The sequence below is a fragment of the Streptomyces durmitorensis genome, assembly GCF_023498005.1.
In the GTDB taxonomy this organism is placed as follows: Bacteria; Actinomycetota; Actinomycetes; order Streptomycetales; family Streptomycetaceae; genus Streptomyces; species Streptomyces durmitorensis.
The window spans coordinates 8,923,072-8,942,276 of record NZ_CP097289.1 but is presented as its reverse complement, the minus strand read 5'-3'; the positions used below and the strand labels follow the sequence as shown (position 1 = coordinate 8,942,276).

Below are 19,205 nucleotides of genomic sequence, written 5' to 3'. Positions count from 1 at the left end.
AGGCACTCATCATGGCAGGCGACTACTCCAGCGTCGGCTTCGACGTGTACAAGCACTTCAGCGGTGTCCTCATGCAGCAGGGCCGCGTTCAGCTCGACCGGGACTGGAACGAACAGGCCGACATCCTCCGCCACTTGCTGCGTTCCTTGGCGGCCGATCTCATCGGGCCGCACGGCGGGCCGGGCAGCGGGTTCGAGATCGGCGCGCCGAAGGACCTCCCCCGGGATGTCACGATCGCTCCGGGCCACTACTACGTCGACGGCATCCTGTGCGAGAACGACGGCGTACGCGACGCACCCGAGCTCCCCCTTCCTCCGTGCCGATACAGCCGACAGCCGGACCTTCCCTCGCCTCCGGAACTGGAGGCGAACGGCGACTATTTGGTCTACCTGGACGTCTGGGAACGCGAGGTGGTCGCCCTCCAGGACGACACCATCCGCGAGACGGCTCTCGGCGGCCCCGACACCACCGCTCGGTCCCAGGTGGTCTGGCAGGTCAAGGCGCTGAGTGTGAAGGACGACAAGGACTTCGACCCAGGCCGGCCCGACGACCATCTGCGCGCGAGCCTCCCGGCGAGCACCGGGCGTCTCCGTGTGCGGGCCCGGCCGCTGCGCACGTCGGACGATCCATGCATCGCGTCTCCGGACGCCCGCTACCGAGGTCTTGAGAACCAGCTCTACCGGATCGAGATTCACCGTTCCGGCCCTCCCGGCCAGGCCACCTTCACCTGGTCGCGGGAGAACGCATCGGTGGTCCTCGCCGTCAGCCGCGTCACGGACCGCTCGGTGACGCTCGAAAGCCTCGGCCGCGACGAGCGGTCATCACTGCACGTGAACGACCAGGTGGAAGTCATCGACGACAACTGCGTCCTGCAAGGGGGCCGCGGTCCCCTGTTCCGAGTCGACGGCGTCAGCGCCGACGATCGCTCGGTGGAGCTGGACGGAAGGCCCCCTCTGTCCGACGCCGACCGGCACCCGCTGCTGCGCCGATGGGACCACCGCGAGCCCGCCGACGGGGACCTCATCGACGGTGCGCTGCCCCTCGACGCGGGAACGTGGCTGGACCTTGAGGACGGCGTACAGGTCTGGTTCGAGGCCGGGGGCAACTACCGCAGCGGCGACCACTGGCTCGTCCCGGCGCGCACGGCAACGGGCGAGGTGGTCTGGCCCGGCCCGCCCGACTCACCGGAGTACCGCCCGCCACTCGGCGTCCGCCACCACTACGCACCCTTGCAACGCATCAGCCTCGATCCGAGCGGCCGGGTCTCGCTTGACAGGACGTATCGCCGCACCATCAAACCGTCGGCTTCGTAGCCGACTTGGCTCCGGCCGCGCCGTCGAGGCCGGCGTGCTCGGCGAGAGGCCGAGCTCAGCCCTCGCTGCGGGCGTCCGACGAACCGTCGACACCGCCGGGCTGCCCGGCGCTGCCTGCTTGTCCGGTGCCGGGTGCCGGAGCTCCGGGAGGTTCCGCGGCGGGGCCGACCAGTTGGTCGGTGCTGTCCCGTGGTGGTGTCAGCAGGGTGTTGAACACCACGCTGAGCTTGTCGACGGTCTGCCGGGAGAACATTCCGACGAGCGCGGCCACGGAGGCCACTCCATAGGGGTTGATGTCGCCGGACGAGGCCACGCTCGTGGTGAGCCCGCCACGCAGGACGCAGTAGACGACGAGGGCCAGCGACGCGCCGACGAGCGGCTCCAGCAGGTACATGAGGAACCAGCTCCGCCGCAGACGCCTGTTGCCCACGTACTCGTAGGCGGAGCGCAGAACGTGGATCAGGGCGCCCAGAGCGCCGATGGAGAACACGACCAGGAAGAGCCGGGTGTCCCGCGCCAGCATCGGATTCCAGATCAGCAGCCGCGTCCGGCTCGCCCTCTCGGTGTTCGCGCCCGGGGACGCAGGCTGCGGCCACGCCTGGAGCAGTACGGTCGCGGACACTGCGGCGAGCAGCAGCAGGACGGCGACGAGAACAATCACGTCCCGCGTTGTCGCGAACCTCGTGCCGACGGCCATCCGCTGGGCCTGCCCCGCGGATGGCTCATCCGGCCGCGCCGGCTCCTCGTCTGTCATGGCGCTGCCCTAATCCTGGTCGAGCCGGTTCCAGGCGACCGCGGCAGCGGCACGGGCACCGAGTTCGTCCTCGTAGGGCCGCGTCACGATGACGACATCGCGAGCGGTGGAGAATGCATGCTCGATACTGGTCCGGCGCACGGCCGTCATGAAGACTTTGGCCGCCGGGAACCTCTCGTGGTCCTCCGACACCAGCGGCTCGGGACCGTAGAGCACCACACGGTCCGGGTTCGCCAGGTTGAGCAGGTCCGCGAGGCCTCGGCCCAGCGCCCGGCCGGCCTCCCTCAGGGCCTCCTCGACGAGCTTGCCGCAGTCGTCGCTCTTGAGCAGGACGAGCGCACGGGCCAGGTCCGGCACCGGATCCCCGCTCATCTCCTGGACCCGCCGCGCGATGGCGTCGCTGCCCGCGACGCTCTCCAGGCATCCCCTGTTCCCGCAACTGCACTCGTGGCCCTGGTAGTTCTCGACCACGACGTGCCCGATCTCGCCCGCGGCCCCTGAAGCCCCGTGAAGGAGTTCGCCGTCGACCACGAGCCCCGCGCCGATCCCCTTGTCGAGCACGACGGCGGCGAAGTGGCTGCTGCCGTCCGCGTCACCGACCGCGAGGGCCAGCTGCGCCATGGCGTTGGCGTCGTTCTCCACGACGGTGGGCAGCGCCGTCGCCTTCCGCAGGAGTTCCCCGAGCGACAGACCGGACCAGGAGGCGTCGTCGGCGTAGTTGGGCGCCTTGACGACGTCCCCGCTGTCCGTCGCCACATGGCCGCCGATCTCCACGCCGAGGCCCGTCCGCCCCGACTTGGCCGCCTCGGCCGCAGCCGGCACCTTGTCGAGCAGGTCTTGAACGAAACGCGCGAGTCCCTGGATCAACTTCTCCTGGCTGCCGTCGAACCGCGCCTGGCGGTGCAGGCTGATGTGCACCTCTCCGCTCGCGTCGGTGACCACGCCTGTCAGTGACTCCGGACGGACCTTGACGCCTACGCAGTAGTCGATGCCCACAGGCTTGGGCGGGACCAGACCGGCGCTCTCCAGGTACTGCGTACCGCGCGACGTGAGGCTCCAGGCGTTGTGGCGCCACTGTCGGCTCTTCCACACCAGGCCGGCCGCCGTCAGCCTTCGGCCGATCCGGCTGATCTCCGTGGCGTCCACCTTGAGCCGGCCGGCGAGTTGCTCGTTGCTCAGGCCCTGCTCTTTGACGACCTCCAGGAGAAAGCTGACGGTGTGCCCCTGGGGGGCGAAGTTCAGTTGCAGTGCCGAGGGCAGGCGGCGCAGTGCCCAGGTCGTCATGTCGAGCAGCCCGAGGAGGTGCCCCCGCTGCTCGGCGCGTTCCGCCTGGTCCCGGTCGGCCCGCACGTGATGCCCGTACAGCCTGCGGAGTCCGTCGTGTGCGGCCTGGATCGCCGGTTCGTCGGCGGTCAACGACGCGTCGGTGACCAGCATGGCCAATGAACTGAACTGCTGGGGCAGAATTATCCGCTCCGCCTGCATCTCCTCGAGTGCGGCCTGCACCTCGCTTAAACGGTCACCCTTGGGTCCCGGTGTTTCACTCATGTCACTCGCCCCTTCGTTCCGACAGCCATAGAGGTGCATCCCCAGCATGGGGCTATGTCAAACGAGCGTCAAGTGACGTTTCATGATCGCTCACAAATGCTCTTCGAATACTTTCTGTTACAGCTTTTTGCCACGAGGAGACACGCATGGATAACACATTCCGTTAACATCTCAGATACGCACTCATGCTTCGGGGGGAGTCATGAATAAAGAGCCGCGCGATCCCGATCATTCGGTCGACGAGATCGAATTACCGGTCGATCCGGCAGACCTCTTCGTCGTCCTGTACGACGCGCTTCCGAACTGGCCATTCAGCGGCCGTACCGCGAACAAGTGGTTCGGTGACATCGGGGTGAAACAGCGAGCGGAACTGGTCTGCAAGGACGTACGCAGAGACGGACGCGCCGACATCGACCTGGTGCGCGACCTCATCCGCCAATACGGCGATCAGGGAATGTTCGCCGTACTCATGGGCCTTGACCGCGCCTTCGAAAACGCCGGAATCTACCCAGGAACCACCGGCGAAAAGACGATGTGCTGGCTCGCTCGGCGATACCAGAACACCAACAGCCTCAACAGCAACACGGACCGGACCGGCCTCCTGCTGCCCCGCTACACGCGGCCGGGCAAAGTCACGGCAGAACACACGGGAAAACCTGATTTCTTCTCCGTGCACCGGGTCACCCCGGCTGCTCGTGAGGGAATCTGGCACAGCGGTATCCTGCACCTCGAACCACGGGGTTGCCCGAGAGGGCAAGCGATTTCCATTGGGGCCGCACCCGTACTGGAGAGCTACCTCGATCTGAAGTTCGAATTCCCGGACGGCGAAGATATCGGTCTCTACCGCATCGCACCGGACGACGGCCGGCTCCGCCCACGGATCGAAAGGGTGTTCCAGAATCTGGAAAACTCCGGTGCCCAGATAGGCGTGCTTCCGGAATGCACGCTCTCGAACGATCTACTCAAACACTGGGACACCCTCCTGCACAGCGACCCGTCCGAGGCGAGCCGCCTCCAGTGGATCCTTCCCGGCACCGGACCCATCGGCCCCACGGAACCGGATACGGCGCCGCCGAACCGGGCCGTCCTGTTCGACCGCGAGACCGCGCAGGTGCTGCTGTGGCAGGACAAGATGGCCGGCTTCACCCTGGGTGAGGGCCAGGCGGAGGACTGGCAGCTGCCGGACCGCCCCAAACACGAACCGGCGGCCGAGTACATCTCGAAAGGGGACCAGGTCGCCGTACTGGAGACCTTCCTCGGCCGCATCGCCATCCTCATCTGTGAGGACATCAAGCAGAACGCCGCTTGGCTGGGCAAGTGCCAGGCATTCGGTGTCTCGCACATCTTCGTGCCGCTGTTCGCCTCGCCGATCAGCCAGCGGGTCAAACGCTGGACACTAGAGGCCGCGGAGCACTGCGTCGACCAGCTGGGCGCGTGGGTCGTCCTCTCCAACAGCCTGGCCGTCGAGGAGGGGATGCGCACCCGGCCGGACTTCGTGGCGGACGGCGCCTACAACTGTGTCGTGGTCGGCCCATCCCTTCCCCGGCCGACGAAGCACGCCAAGGCTCCGGCCCAGTTCTGCCGCTCGGCCACGGTCGAGGAGACAGCCCGGGTCGTCTGCGACGAACACGGCGCACCGCCCGCCTACGACCCAGACGATCCGGCGCCGCTGCCCAAGATACGGTGCGGCCCGGAGGCCTGACGCAGGAACGGCGGCACGGACGTATCACCGACTTGTCCGAACCCTCCCCGTTCGGTCGGACAGCCCCCTGCCTAACCCTTGCGGGCCAGCAGCTGAATCGCCTTGAACTGCCTGCGGTCGGTGGGCTGAGGCTCGCGGACCAGCCTGGCCACCTCCGCCAATCCCAACTCCCGCAGCATCGCGGCGAGGTGGTCGGGCCACCACCTGTAGGCCGGTGCGACCGCATGGTCGAAGACCTGCGTCAGGTGCGTCGGATCCTCACTGCCCGAGAAGCCGATCAGGAGGTGGCCGCCGGGGGCCAGCACGCGGTGGAACTCCGCCAGGACGGCGGGGACTTCCTGCGGCGGTGTGTGGATGATGGACCAACGCGAGAGTACGCCGCCCAGCGCTCCGTCGGCGATGTCCAACGCGGCCATCGAGCCCACCTCGAAGCGCAGGCCCGGATAGGCCTGTCGAGCCAGCTCGATCATCGCAGGAGAGGCATCGACACCAAACGCCGCCAGCCCCAACTCGTCGAGATGCGCGGTGACATGACCGGGGCCACAGCCCAGATCCGCGACCTCACCGGCCCCGCTCGCCGTCACGGACTCGGCGAAGGCACCCAGGATCGCGCGGTCCAGAGGGCTGTCCCGCAGCGAGTCGCGGAACAGTTCCGCATAGGTGGGCGCGGCATCGTCGTAGGCCTCGCGGGTTGCGGTGAGGGCATCGTGTTCGACCATGCCCGCGACAGTAGTTGGTGGCCCTGAGGCGGGACGAGGGAGGGGTAGGGGCTGCCGGTACGGCACCGGACGTCAGCGGAACATCAGCGGGACGTGAGCGGTGGGCACGAACCTGGTGATCAGGAACACGTTGAGCCTCCTAGGGCACACACGCAGTAGCTGATTATCTGGTCGACGAGGGGGTAGCGGTGCACGCTCATGTCTGCCGCGCTCGAACCCCCTGGGCCTTCATGGAAGCAGAAGGAGCTCTAGCCCGTGCAGCAGCAGACCGTCGAGATTGTCCCTACGACTGAGCGGGTGCTGTTGTCCGTTCACACATCGGACCCCATTTCCCGGGCCGGAGTGCGCAGCCAGCTCCGCCAGTACGCGGAGATCGAGTTGGTGGACACCACCCGGCAGGACCGCGGCCAGGTCGCCCTGCTCGTCGCCTGCTCCGTGGACGAGACGACTCTGCTGAGCCTGCGCACCCTCGTCCGCATCAAGGGCGTCCGGGCGGTCCTGGTGGTGGACCGGATGCGGGAGGCCGACCTGCTGGACGTCGCCGGGTGCGGCGTCACGTCGATCGTGTGGCGACGAGAGGCCACGCCGGCGCGGCTGCTGCGGGCCGTGCTCGCCGCCCACCGAGGTGACGGTGACTTACCGGCCGATTTATTGGGCACCTTCCTCACCCGCATGGGACAGCTCAACAGCAGCACACCAGGTCCGGCCGGACTCCCCACGATGGGCATGACCCCGCGTGAGGTCGAAGTCCTCCAACTGGTGGCGGAAGGTCTCGACACCGGGCAGATAGCGGTCAAGCTCGCGTATTCCGAGCGGACGGTGAAGAACGTCCTGCAGACTCTGACCTCCCGCCTCCAACTGCGCAACCGCACCCACGCGGTGGCCTACGCGGTGCGCGCGGGCTACATCTGAGGTCCGCACGCAGTCGCGTACGGCCGCGACGGGGGCTGGACCATCTACTCGTCCAACCCCCGCCTCCCTTACGCCCGGCCGACGGCTACCGCACTGCGCAGCCCCTCACGCGTCAGTGAGATCACTTCCGCCGCGCGCGAGCTGAGGAAGAAGTGGCCCCCGCGGAACGTGTGGATCTCGAACGCGGCGGTCGTGTGGGAGCGCCACGCGTCGGCTTCCAGGACCGTCGACTTCGGGTCCGCGTCGCCGATCAGGGCGGTGATCGGGCATGCGACGGTCGCGCTCACGGGCACGGAGCCGTACGTCTCGATGGCGCGGTAGTCGCTGCGGATCGAGGGCAGCACCATCCGCAGCAGTTCCTCGTCACCGAGTACCTGGGCGTCGGTGCCGCTCATGGCCTTCATCTCGGCCACGATCCCGTCGTCGTCACGCTGATGGACGTTCTCCACTCGCCGCGTCGACGGTGCGCGCCTGCCGGAGGCGAACAGCATGGCGGGCTTGTGGCCCTTCTCCTCCAGCCTGCGCGCGACCTCGAACGCGAGGATCGCGCCCATGCTGTGCCCGAAGAGCACGACGGGCCGGTCGAACAGCGGCTCGAGCACGGGCGCGATCCGGTCGGCGAGCACACCTATGTCGTCGACGTTGGGCTCGGACCGGCGGTCCTGACGGCCTGGGTACTGCAGGGCCACCACGTCGCTGTCGCTCTGGAGCGCGGCCGAGACGGGGAAGTAGAAGGTCGCCGATCCGCCCGCGTGCGGGAAGCACACCAGCCGGACCGGGGCCTCCGGTGCGGGGTGGAACCGGCGGAGCCAGAGGTCACTGCCGTCGGTAACAGTCATGTTGATCGTCCGTTCTGCTGTGGTTGTCGTACGCAGCTCTGCTGTGGTTGTCGTACGCAGCGTGCTGCTGTCCATGGTGGGGCTTCGCGTGCGTTCAGGGGGAGTTGGTACCCCGGTCGCCGGCCAGCCAGGCCCGTACGGCGAGCGCCGTCGACTCCGAGTGGTCGTCCATGATCGTGAAGTGGTCGCCGGGGACGTCGGCGTCCTCGTGCGGCAGGGGCCACTGGGGACGCCAGTCGTCCTCGGTCTCCAGTGCCTGCGACTCCCCCGGCGGGAAGGTGGCGTGCACGTACAGGGTCGGCGTGTCGATCGGTTCGGGTTCCCAGTCCCCGAAGATGCGCAAGTAGCCGCCCTGGCCTGTCAGTTGTGCCCCTGACATCAGCTCGAACGCCTCGCTGGTGGCCGCGCGTTGCCGCAGCGCCTCCTCGAGCCGCCCCTCGAACGAATTCGTCGCGGTGTACGTGTCGACGAGCACCACCGCCGCCGGTGAGGTGCCCTCCTGTTCGAGCAGCGCGGCGACCGCGTTGGCCAGCCAGCCGCCGGACGAGTAGCCGACGAGCACGAACGGCCCTTCGCCTGCCTGCCTCTTGACGGCCTCGGCCTGGAAGCGCACGACCGCTTCCCTGGTCGCGGGCAGCGCCTCCCCCGCCGCGAAGCCGGGGTTGGGCAGCACGGTCACGTCCCGCTCGCCCGCGAACACGGGGGCGAAGCGGCCGAAGTAGTGCGGGCCGGACGGCGCCATCGTCGGCGGGAGGCAAAGGAGCGGGGTTCCAGGACCGGTCGCCAGCGTGACCGGCGGCAGTGCGGCCACCTCGTCCGGCGTCTCGAACACCGGCCGCACGCGCGCGGCGGCGTTCACCATCTGCCATCCCTCCTCGTACAGGCCGAGGTCACAGGCCTGCCGGTACAGGCCGGTGAGCGTGTCCTCCACCGCCAGGGCCGCGGTCGAGGCGGGAGCGTCGTCGTCCCCGGCTCCCGATGCGAGTTCGCGCCGGAGGTAACCGGCGAGCGCCGGTCCTGTCGGCTGGTCGAACACGACGGTGGTGGGCAGCCGGAGCCCGGTCGCGCCGGCGAGCCGGTTGCGCAGTTGGAGCGCGGTCAAGGAGTCAAGGCCGAGCTGGGTCAGTGCGCCGGAGACATCGAGCTCCTCCGGCGCGTAGCCGAGTACGGCCGCCGTCTGGTCCCGGACGAGCAGCAGGAGTTCCCGCCCCTGCTCCTCCTCCGTGAGACCGGCAAGCCGCTGCGACAGCGGTTCCTCGCTCGCGGCGGCCGCCTTGGTGGCCCGCGGGCGCACGAGGCCGCGCAGCAGCGGAGGCACCTCGTCGGGCCCGCCGCGCAAGGAGCCGAGGTCGAGCCGCATCGGCACCACGACCGCGTCGTCCGCAGCGCATCCGAGGTCGAACAGCGCGAGGCCCTGCTCCTCGGTCAGTCCCCCGACACCGGAGCGGGAAAGGCGCGCCAGGTCGGTCTCCGCCATGTCGCCGGTCATCGCGCTTGCCGTCTCCCACAAGCCCCACGCCAGTGATGTCGCGGGGAGTCCTGCGGCCCTGCGGTGGTGGGTGAGCGCGTCGACGAACGCGTTGGCCGCCGCGTAGTTGCCCTGGCCGGGGCCTCCGAGGATGCCCGCCGCCGAGGAGAACAGCACGAACGCGGACAGGTCCAGGTCACGGGTCAGCTCGTGCAGATTCCAGGCCGCGTCGACCTTGGGCCGGAACACCCTGTCGACCTGGTCCGGGGTCAGCGAGGTGATCGTGCCGTCGTCCAGGACGCCCGCCGAGTGCACCACGCCGGTCAGCGGGTGGTCCGCGGGCACCGCGGCGAGGAGTTCCTTCAGCGCGCCGGGGTCGGTGACGTCGCAGGCGGCGAGCGTCACGTGCGCGCCGAGGTCGGTCAGTTCGGCGCGGAGGGCGTCGGCGCCGGGTGCGGCGGCGCCGCTGCGGCTGGCGAGGACGAGGTGCCGGACGCCGTGCTCGGTCACGAGGTGCCGGGTGACGAGGCCGCCGATCATGCCGGTGGCGCCGGTCACCAGGACGGTGCCGCCGGGCGCGAACTCGATTCCGGACTCCGCATCGGAGGGCCTGGTGCGGGCGATGCGCGGCACCAGCACGTCACCGGTGCGCAGAGCCAGTTGCGGCTCGGCAGCGGCGAGGGCGGCGGGCAGCGCCGGCCAGGAGGTGTCGTGCCCGTCCACGTCGACCAGCGTGAACCGCTCGGGGTTCTCGGACTGTGCCGACCGGATCAGGCCCCACACCGCCGCGTCGGCGATGTCGTTCACGTCCTCGTCGGGTCCGGTCGCGACGGCCCCGCGGGTCACGAAGACGAGGCGCGATGCGAGGAACCGGTCGTCGGCGAGCCACTCCTGGGCAAGGCGCAGCGCGCGCAGGGCGGCGGTGCGGGCCCCGGTTACCGGCTCCACGTCGTCCTCGGCGCACGGGACGACGACGAGCCCCGGCACACCGGCCTCGGCGAGCGCCGTGAGGTTCTCGTGCTCCTCGACGGCGATGCCGGCCGCGGCGAGGCCCGCGCCGACCTTCAGGTCGTCGGGGCCGACGACTGCGCAACCGCGGGCGGGAGCGGGGGTGGCCGCACGGGTCGGTGCGGCCACCCACTCCAGCCGGAACAGTGAATCGCGGTGGCGCGCACCCCATTGGTCGGCGGCGATCGGCCGCAGGACCAGTGATGCGACCGTCGCCAGGGGGTTCCCCTGTACGTCGGTCAGTTCCAGGGAGACGGCGTCGGGTCCGGCCGGTGTGAGCCGTACCCGCGCCGCTGTGGCACCGGTCGCGTGCCATCGGATCCCGCTCCAGGAGAACGGGAGCCGGGGGCGACCGGCGTCTTCGACGAGGCCGCCGAGCATGCAGGCGTGCAGCGCGGCGTCGAGCAGCGCCGGGTGGAGGCCGAACGACGCGGCGTCCCGGTGCTGGTCCTCGTCAAGGCTGATCTCGGCGTACACGGCGCGCTCGCCGCGCCATGCCGCCCTGAGGCCCTGGAAGGCGGGCCCATAGGCGAAGCCGGCCCCTTCCAGGCTGTCGTAGAGGCCGTCGATGTCGACGGGCTCGGCTCCGACGGGCGGCCACTGCGAGACAGCGGCCGGCTCGACGGGGGTTCCTGTGGTGAGGAAGCCGGTGGCGTGCCGGGTCCAGTCGGCTCCGGCGGCGGGATCGTCCGGGCAGGAGTCGATGCTCAGTGCCCGCCGGTCGGAGCCGTCGTCGCCGCCGACCGTCACCCGCAGGCGCACGCCGCCACGTTCGGGCAGCACCAGCGGTGCGGCGAGCGCCAGTTCCTCCACCTCGTCAAGGCCGAGCCTGCCGCCCGCCGCGAGCGCGATCTCCGCGAAGGCGGTGCCGGGCAGGAGCGTCGTCCGTGCGACGGCGTGGTCGGCGAGCCACGGGTGGGTGTCCGTGCCGAGCCTGCCGGTGCACACCAGGCCCTGCTCGTCGGCGAGGTCCACGGCGGCGCCGAGCAGCGGATGGTCGGCGTCCGCGAGGCCGAGACCACCGGCCGCTTCGACGAAGCGCAGATCACGCGGGACGTCGAGCCAGTAGTGCTTGCGCTGGAAGGGGTAGGTGGGCAGCTCGACGGGCCGCCCGGCGGGCACCACGGCACGCCAGTCGAACGGCAGGCCCCCTACGTATGCCTCGGCGGCGGAGAGCAGGAACCGGTCGAGGCCGCCCTCGTCCCGGCGCAGCGTGCCCACCATGACGGCGTCGCCACCGGTGGCCTCCACCGTCTCGGACACGCCGATGGTGAGGACGGGGTGCGGGCTGCACTCGACGAACACGCCGACCCCGTGGTCGAGCAGACCGCGGGTCGCGTCCTCGAACCGCACGGTGTTCCGCAGGTTCTGATACCAGTACTCGGCGCCGACCTCGGTCCCGGTCAACCACTCCCCCGTCACCGTGGACAGCATCGGCACGCTCGCGGGCGTCGGCTCAACACCGGCCAATACTCCCGCCAACGCCTCCTGAATACGCTCCACGTGCGGCGAATGCGACGCGTAGTCGACGGGCACCCGACGGGCGCGCACCTCGTCTGCCGCGCACGACTCCATCAGCTCGTCCAGGGCGTCGGCATCACCCGCCACCACCACCGAACCCGGGCCATTCACAGCAGCGACGGATATCCGTCCGTCCCACCGCGCGATCCGCTCCCGCGCGGCATCGGCCGTCACCGCGAGCGACACCATGCCGCCCTGCCCCGAGAGCGCCAGGATCGCCTTGCTGCGCAGCGCGACCACCTTGGCGGCGTCGGCCAGCGACAATGCACCCGCAACGTGAGCGGCGGCGATCTCGCCCTGGCTGTGCCCGACCACCGCGTCGGGCTCCACACCGTACGAACGCCACAGCGCGGCCAGCGACACCATCACCGCGAACAACGCGGGCTGCACAACGTCCACCCGCTCCAACTCGGCACCATCAGCCAGCACCTCGTGCAACGACCAGTCCACATACGGCGCGAGCGCATCAGCACACGCATCGAGAGAAGCACGGAACACCGGCGAGGACTCCGCCAACTCCGCACCCATCCCCAGCCACTGCGAACCCTGCCCCGGGAACACGAACGCCACCTTGCCCGCAGGCCGCGCCACACCAATCGCCACACGAGTGGACTCAGAGCCCGCAGCCACCGCCGCCAACGCATCGGCACCACCCGAAACCACCACCGCCCGGTGATCGAACACCGACCGCGACAGCAGAGCATCCGCCACATCCACCAGCGCCGACCCCTCCACCGCAGTGGCGAGTTGGGCGGCATGGGCGCGCAGGGCGGCTTCCGTGCGCGCGGAGAACACCAGCGGGACCGGTACGGACACCGATGCCGAATCCGAAGCCGAAGCGGCCGGGGTCTCGTCGGGCGTCGCGTCCGGAGTCAACTCCTCCGGCTCCGGGGCCTGTTCCAGAATGGTGTGTGCGTTCGTCCCGCTCACGCCGAACGACGACACACCCGCCCTGCGCGGTCGACCGACGGCCGGCCACGGACGGGTCTCCGTCAGTACGTCGACCTCGCCCGCCGACCAGTCCACGTGCGAGGAGCGTGCGTCGACGTGCAGCGACTTCGGCAGTTCGGCGTGTCGCAGCGCCATCACCATCTTGATGACGCCACCGACACCGGCAGCCGCCTGCGTGTGGCCGATGTTCGACTTCAGCGAACCGAGCCACAGGGGCTCTCCGGCACGGTCCTGGCCGTAGGTGGCGAGGAGGGCCTGGGCCTCGATCGGGTCGCCGAGGGTGGTGCCGGTGCCGTGCGCCTCGACCGCGTCCACGTCGGACGGGGTCAGGCCCGCGTTCGCCAGGGCCTGGCGGATGACGCGCTGCTGCGAGGGGCCGTTCGGCGCGGTGAGGCCGTTGGACGCGCCGTCCTGGTTCACCGCCGAACCCCGCACGACCGCGAGGACGCGGTGACCGTTGCGCCGGGCGTCCGAAAGCCGCTCGAGCACCAGCATGCCGATCCCCTCGCCCCAGCCGGTGCCGTCGGCGCTCTCGGAGAACGCCTTGCAGCGCCCGTCCGGAGCCAGGCCGCGCTGCCTGCTGAACTCGACGAAGGTCGCCGGGCTCGCCATCACCGTCACGCCGCCCGCGAGGGCCAGCGTGCACTCACCGGAGCGCAGCGCCTGGCTCGCCAGGTGCATCGCCACCAGCGACGACGAGCACGCCGTGTCCACGGTCACCGCGGGGCCTTCGAGGCCGAAGACGTAGGACACGCGGCCGGACGCGACACTGCCGGAGCTGCCGACGCCGAGCTGGCCCTCGAAGCCTTCCGGAGAGCGGCCGAGCCGGGCGGCGTAGTCGTTGTACATCACGCCCGCGAAGACACCGGTCGCGCTGCCCCGCAGCGACTTGGGGTCGATGCCGGCCCGCTCGAACGCCTCCCAGGAGGTCTCCAGGAGCAGTCGCTGCTGTGGGTCGACCGCGAGGGCCTCGCGCGGCGACATGCCGAAGAACGCGGGGTCGAACTCGGCGGCGTCGTGCAGGAAGCCGCCCGACCTGACGGTGCTTGTGCCCATGTTCTCGGGGTCGGGGTCGTAGAGCGCCTCGACGTCCCAGCCCCGGTTGTCGGGGAAGTCGGACACGGCGTCACGGCCCTCGGCGACCAGTCGCCACAGGTCCTCCGACGAGCGCACTCCGCCGGGGTAGCGGCAGCTCATGCCGACGATGGCGATCGGCTCGTCGTCGGCGGCGGCCGTGCGGACGGTCGCCGTTCGCGTCTCGTCGTCGCCGAGCAGCGTGGCGCGCAGGTGCTTGGCGAGGGCCAGGGGCGTCGGGTAGTCGAAGACCAGCGTGGCGGGCAGGCGCAGGCCGGTGGCCGCGTCGAGCCGGTTGCGCAGCTCGACCGCGGTCAGCGAGTCGAACCCGAGCTCGTCGAAGGCTCGCTCCGCCTCCACCGCGGTGGCGGAGGCGTGGCCGAGCACGGCGGCGACGCAGGTGCGTACGAGGTCGAGCACGGCCGGGAGGCGCTCTTCGAGCGGCAGGGCAAAGATCCGCGCCGCCAGGCCCCCGTCGGCCTTGGCGGCCTCGGGGCGCGCCGTGCGCACGAGCGCGCGGAGCAGGGCGGGTACGGCCTCGGGGCGGGCCCGCAGCGGGGCCAGGTCGAGGCGCATGGGTACGGCCACGGCCGACGGCAGCGCGAGGGCGGCGTCGAAGAGGCGCAGCCCCTCCTCGGCGGAGAGACCGGCGACACCGGCCCGTGCGAGGCGGCCGCGGTCGGTCTCGGCCAGTTCGTCGGTCATGCCGCTCGCGTCCGCCCACAGGCCCCACGCGAGCGACGTCGCGGGCAGACCCTGCGCTCGCCGGTGCTGGGCGAGTGCGTCCAGGAAGGCGTTGGCGGCCGCGTAATTGGCCTGGCCCGCGTTGCCGAAGGTGCCGGCCGCGGAGGAGAACAGCACGAACGCGGACAGGTCCAGATCGCGCGTCAGCTCGTGCAGGTGCCGGGCGGCGTCGACCTTGGGCCGGAACACGGTGTCGATCCGTTCCGGGGTCAGCGACTCGATCACGCCGTCGTCCAGGACACCCGCCGCGTGCACGACGGCCGTCACGGGGTGCTCGGTGAGGAGGGCCGCCACCGCGTCGCGCTCGGCCACGTCACAGGCGACAGTGGTGACGTCGGCACCCAGGCCGACCAACTCGCCGTACAGGTCGCCCACTTGACCGCGCCTGCTCGCAAGGATCAGGCGTCGCACCCCGTGCCGTACTACCAGATGCCGCGCCACGAGGCCGCCCAGCGTCCCGCTCGCACCGGTCACGAGAACCGGACCGGCACCGAAGTCCGGCTCGTCCTGGTTTGCTGGACGGGCCCGCACGAGCCTCGGCGCCAGCAATTCACCGGCGCGCAGGGCGAGTTGAGGCTCACCGGTCGCGACGGCACCCAACAGAGCGTGGGCCCCGTCCGCCGACCACTCGGTATCGGTGTCGATGAGCACGAACCGGCCGGGGTGCTCGGACTGTGCCGCGCGTACGAGGCCCCACACCGGGGCGTTGTCCAGGTCGAGGACGTCTTCGTCGTGGCCTGATGCCACCGCGCCGCCGGTGACGAACACCAGTCGCGCCGAGCCGAACCGGTCGTCGGCGAGCCAGGCATGCACCAGGGCCAGCGCCCGGTGCGTGGCCTCCGCAGGGGTCGCTGCCGGGGGCACGGGGGCGAACACGAGGTCCGGCACCTCGTCCTCCGCCAGCGCGGCCAGGTCGGGCTCGTCCCCCAGGACCGCCCAGCGGGACGGGGGCGCCTCGGCGGGGCTCACCCGCGTCCAGTCGACCCGGAACAGCGAGTCGAGGCGGTCGCCGGTGAGGCCGTCCGTCGACAGTGGCCGCAGCGACAGTTCCTCGACCGTGGCGACGGCGGCACCCGTGCCGTCCGTCAGGGCGATCGCGACGCCCGATGCGCCCGCCGGGGACAGCCGCCCCCGCAGTGCGGACGCGCCGCTGCTGTGCAGCCGCACGCCGCGCCAGGAGTACGGCAGGTGCAGCCGCTCCGTGTCGGTGACGAAGTCGCCGAGGCCGATGGCGTGCAGCGCGGAGTCGAGCAGCGCGGGATGCAGTCCGAAGGAGCCCGCGCCGTCCTGGTCGGGCAGCTCCAGCTCCACGAACACCTCGTCGCCCTGCCGCCACGCAGCGCGCAGGCCGCGGAACGCGGGCCCGTAGCCGAGTCCGGACGCGGCGAGGTCGTCGTAGCGGCCCTCGATGTCGATGCGTTCGGCTCCGGCGGGCGGCCAGGCGCCGGTGTCGGCGGCCGGGGCCGCCGCTTCCGACGCGAGCGTGCCGAAGGCGTGCCGCGTCCACGGTTCGTCGTCGGGTGCGTCGTCGGCCCGTGAGTAGACGCTCAGGGCACGGCGCCCCGACTCGTCCGGGGCTCCGACGGACACCTGGAGCCGTACCGCGCCGTCCTCGGGCAGGACCAGCGGCGCCGCCAGCGTCAGCTCCTCCACGTGGTCAAGGCCGACCTGGTCGCCCGCCCTGATCGCGAGCTCCACCAACGCGGCGCCTGGTACGAGGACCACGCCACCGACGGTGTGGTCGGCCAGCCACGGGTGGGTGGCCAGGGAGAGCCTGCCCGTGAGCAGGGCTCCCTCCTCGTCGGCCAGGGTGACCGCGGCGCCGAGGAGCGGGTGGTCGGCGGGCCGCAGGCCCACCGAGGTCATGTCTCCCACGTGCGCGCCGACGTCCAGCCAGTACCTGGTGCGCTGGAAGGGGTACGTGGGCAGGTCGGTGCGCCGGGCGCCTCGGCCCGCGAACACCGCCTGCCAGTCGAGGGCGACACCCCGCACGTGCAGGGCCGCGACCGCCGAGGTGAGCGTGGCGCCCTCGGGCCGGTTCGCGCGTGCGCCTGCGACAAGGAGCGCGCCCTCGTCGGCGCAGTCGCGGCCCGCCGCGGTCAGGACCGCGTCGGGGCCCAGCTCCAGGAAGTTGGTGACGCCCTGCTCGCCCAGGCACCGCACGCCGTCGAGGAACCGCACCGCCTCGCGCACGTGGCGCACCCAGTGCTCCGGGTCGCGTGCCTGTGCCGGGGTCAGGACGGCGCCGGTCAGCGTGGACACCACCGGGATCGCCGGGGTGCCGTACGTGATGGTCCGGGCGACGGCGCGGAAGTCGTCGAGTACGGCGTCCACGTGCGGCGAGTGGAACGCGTGGCTGACCTTCAGGTACCGGGTCTTGCCGCCGCGCTCCCGCCATGCGGCGTCGATCGCGGCCACGGCGTCGGCGTCACCCGAGAGCACCGTGGACTCGGGGCCGTTGACCGCCGCGACGTCCACCGTGCCGCCGTGCTCGGCGACCAGCGCGCGGACGGTGTCCTCGTCCGCGCGCAGCGACAGCATCGCCCCGCCCTCGGGCAGCGCACCCATCAGCCTGCCGCGGGCGGCGACGAGCGTGCACGCGTCGGCGAGGGAGAACACGCCCGACACGTGCGCCGCCGCGAGTTCTCCGATGGAGTGGCCCGCGAGGAACTGCGGGGTGAGACCCCACGCGGTGACGAGGCGGAACAGCGCCACCTCGATCGCGAACAGCGCGGGCTGCGTGTAGGTGGTCAGGTCGAGCAGGGCGGCGGTCTCGGTGCCGGGCTCGGCGAAGAGCACGTCCCGGAGCGGCCGGTCCAGGTGCGGGTCCAGGCCCGCGCAGATCTCGTCGAGGGCCTGCGCGAACACGGGGAACTCCCCGTACAACTCACGTCCCATACCCACCCGTTGGCTGCCCTGTCCGCTGAACAGGAACGCGAGCTTGCCGCGCGTTCCGACGGTGCCGCGCACCAGGTTCGGTGCCTCGCCACCTGTGGCCAGGGCCTCAAGACCGCGCAGCAGTTCCGCGCGGTCCGCGCCGACGACGGCGGCGCGGTGCTCAAGTGCGGTCCTGCTCACGGCGAGCGAGTAGCCCACGTCCACCGGTGTCTCGTCCCGGCCGTCCAGGTGGGACACGAGAGCGGCGGCGCGCTCGCGCAGGGCGGCGGGGTCGTTGCCGGAAAGGATCCACGGCACGGCGTCGGCGACGACGGGGTCGACGGGGGCCAGGGGCTCCCCCGGTTCGTCGTCGGGGTCCTCGACCGGGGCCTGTTCGAGGACGACGTGGGCGTTGGTTCCGCTGATGCCGAAGGACGACACCGCTGTCCTGCGCGGCTGCCCCGTCTCCGGCCACGGCCGCCCCTCGGTCAGGAGTTCCACGGCGCCCGCCGACCAGTCGACGTGCCGGGAGCGCTCGCCGACGTGCAGGGTCGGCGGCAGTACGCCGTGCCGCATCGCCATGACCGTCTTGATCACGCCCGCCACACCGGCAGCCGCCTGCGTGTGGCCGATGTTGGACTTCACCGAACCGAGCCACAACGGCCGGTCGGCGGTGCGGTCCTGACCGTACGTCGCAAGGAGCGCCTGGGCCTCGATCGGGTCGCCGAGGGTGGTGCCGGTGCCGTGCGCCTCGACCGCGTCGACCTGGCCGGCGGTCAGTCCGGCACTGTCGAGCGCCTGCCGGATCACGCGCTGCTGCGACGGGCCGTTGGGCGCGGTGAGGCCGTTGGACGCGCCGTCCTGGTTGACCGCCGATCCGCGCACGACCCCAAGGACGGTGTGGCCGTTGCGCCGGGCGTCGGAGAGACGCTCCAGGAGCAGCATGCCGGCGCCCTCGCCCCAGCCGGTGCCGTCGGCGTCCTCGGAGAAGGACTTGCACCGGCCGTCCGCGGCGAGGCCGCGCTGCTTGCTGAAGCCGATGAACGTGTCCGGTGTCGCCATCACGGTGACACCGCCCGCGAGGGCGAGCGTGCACTCGCCCGACCGCAGTGCCTGGGCCGCCAGATGCAGCGTGACCAGGGAGGACGAGCAGGCGGTGTCCACCGTGACGGCGGGCCCCTCAAGGGCGAACGTGTAGGACACGCGGCCGGAGGCGACGCTGCCGAAGCTGCCGGTGCCGAGGAAGCCCTCGACTCCCTCCGGCACCGACCGCAGCCGCGACGTGTAGTCGTGGTACATCACTCCGGCGAACACGCCCGTCCTGCTGCCGCGCAGCGACGACGCGTCGATCCCGGCCCGCTCGAACGCCTCCCAGGAGGTCTCCAGGAGTAACCGCTGCTGCGGGTCCATCGCAAGGGCCTCGCGGGGCGATATCCCGAACACGCCGGGGTCGAACTCGGCCGCGTCGTGCAGGAATCCGCCTTCGGTGCGGAACGCGCGGTCGGGGTCCTCGGGGTCGGACAGTTCGACCTCGCCCCAGCCCCGGTCGGCGGGGAACGCCGTCACGCCGTCGCGGCCGTTCGCGACCAGCTCCCACAGGTCCTCGGGGGAGCGTACGTCGCCGGGGTAGCGGCAGCTCATGCCGATGATCGCCACCGGCTCCTGCTCGCCCTCCTCGACCTCGCGCAGACGCCTGCGCGTGTCACGCAGGTCCGCGGTGACCCGCTTCAGGAAATAGCGGAGCTTGTCCTCGTTGTCCATCGTTCTCAACTCCA

Annotated in this window: 8 protein-coding genes; 3 read left to right on the top strand and 5 right to left on the bottom strand. The window is 71.1% G+C overall.

What is annotated here, in order from left to right; translation table 11 throughout:
• Positions 1-11: 11 nt before the first annotated feature.
• Positions 12-1,313 (top strand): DUF6519 domain-containing protein, encoded by a 1,302-nt coding sequence (locus tag M4V62_RS39530; RefSeq protein ID WP_249592013.1) that lies wholly within the window; start codon positions 12-14, stop codon positions 1,311-1,313.
• A gap of 55 nt (positions 1,314-1,368) precedes the next feature.
• On the opposite strand, the gene M4V62_RS39525 is transcribed toward M4V62_RS39530, so the two are convergent.
• Positions 1,369-2,067 (bottom strand): hypothetical protein, encoded by a 699-nt coding sequence (locus M4V62_RS39525; protein WP_249592012.1) that lies wholly within the window; start codon positions 2,065-2,067, stop codon positions 1,369-1,371.
• Between the two features lie 9 nt (positions 2,068-2,076).
• Positions 2,077-3,615, bottom strand: coding sequence for an ROK family protein (locus tag M4V62_RS39520; RefSeq protein WP_249592011.1), 1,539 nt, complete (start codon positions 3,613-3,615; stop codon positions 2,077-2,079).
• A 202-nt stretch (positions 3,616-3,817) separates the two neighbouring features.
• On the opposite strand from M4V62_RS39520, the gene M4V62_RS39515 reads away from it, so the two are divergent.
• Positions 3,818-5,317 carry a hypothetical protein gene (locus M4V62_RS39515; protein WP_249592010.1) on the top strand — a complete coding sequence of 500 codons (1,500 nt, stop codon included), beginning with the start codon at positions 3,818-3,820 and terminating at the stop codon, positions 5,315-5,317.
• Positions 5,318-5,388: 71 nt separating this feature from the next.
• Here M4V62_RS39515 and M4V62_RS39510 read toward each other — a convergent pair whose 3' ends face one another.
• On the bottom strand, positions 5,389-6,036 hold the full coding sequence (locus M4V62_RS39510; protein ID WP_249592009.1) for a class I SAM-dependent methyltransferase: 648 nt from the start codon (positions 6,034-6,036) through the stop codon (positions 5,389-5,391).
• Positions 6,037-6,291: 255 nt separating this feature from the next.
• On the opposite strand from M4V62_RS39510, the gene M4V62_RS39505 reads away from it, so the two are divergent.
• On the top strand, positions 6,292-6,948 hold the full coding sequence (locus M4V62_RS39505; RefSeq protein ID WP_249592008.1) for a helix-turn-helix transcriptional regulator: 657 nt from the start codon (positions 6,292-6,294) through the stop codon (positions 6,946-6,948).
• A gap of 68 nt (positions 6,949-7,016) precedes the next feature.
• On the opposite strand, the gene M4V62_RS39500 is transcribed toward M4V62_RS39505, so the two are convergent.
• A complete protein-coding gene (locus tag M4V62_RS39500; protein ID WP_249593197.1) occupies positions 7,017-7,787 on the bottom strand; it encodes a thioesterase II family protein in 771 nt (256 codons plus the stop codon).
• A 94-nt stretch (positions 7,788-7,881) separates the two neighbouring features.
• Positions 7,882-19,191, bottom strand: a complete 11,310-nt coding sequence (locus tag M4V62_RS39495) for a type I polyketide synthase (protein WP_249592007.1) — start codon at positions 19,189-19,191, stop codon at positions 7,882-7,884.
• Positions 19,192-19,205 lie beyond the last annotated feature (14 nt).

Excerpts from the sequence above, each read along its gene's own strand:
- M4V62_RS39510 (WP_249592009.1), bottom strand. The coding sequence starts at position 6,036 with ATGGTCGAACACGATGCCCTCACCGCAACCCGCGAGGCCTACGACGAT.
- M4V62_RS39525 (WP_249592012.1), bottom strand. The coding sequence starts at position 2,067 with ATGACAGACGAGGAGCCGGCGCGGCCGGATGAGCCATCCGCGGGGCAG.
- M4V62_RS39515 (WP_249592010.1), top strand. The coding sequence starts at position 3,818 with ATGAATAAAGAGCCGCGCGATCCCGATCATTCGGTCGACGAGATCGAA.
- M4V62_RS39500 (WP_249593197.1), bottom strand. The coding sequence starts at position 7,787 with ATGACTGTTACCGACGGCAGTGACCTCTGGCTCCGCCGGTTCCACCCC.
- M4V62_RS39495 (WP_249592007.1), bottom strand. The coding sequence starts at position 19,191 with ATGGACAACGAGGACAAGCTCCGCTATTTCCTGAAGCGGGTCACCGCG.
- M4V62_RS39530 (WP_249592013.1), top strand. The coding sequence starts at position 12 with ATGGCAGGCGACTACTCCAGCGTCGGCTTCGACGTGTACAAGCACTTC.
- M4V62_RS39520 (WP_249592011.1), bottom strand. The coding sequence starts at position 3,615 with ATGAGTGAAACACCGGGACCCAAGGGTGACCGTTTAAGCGAGGTGCAG.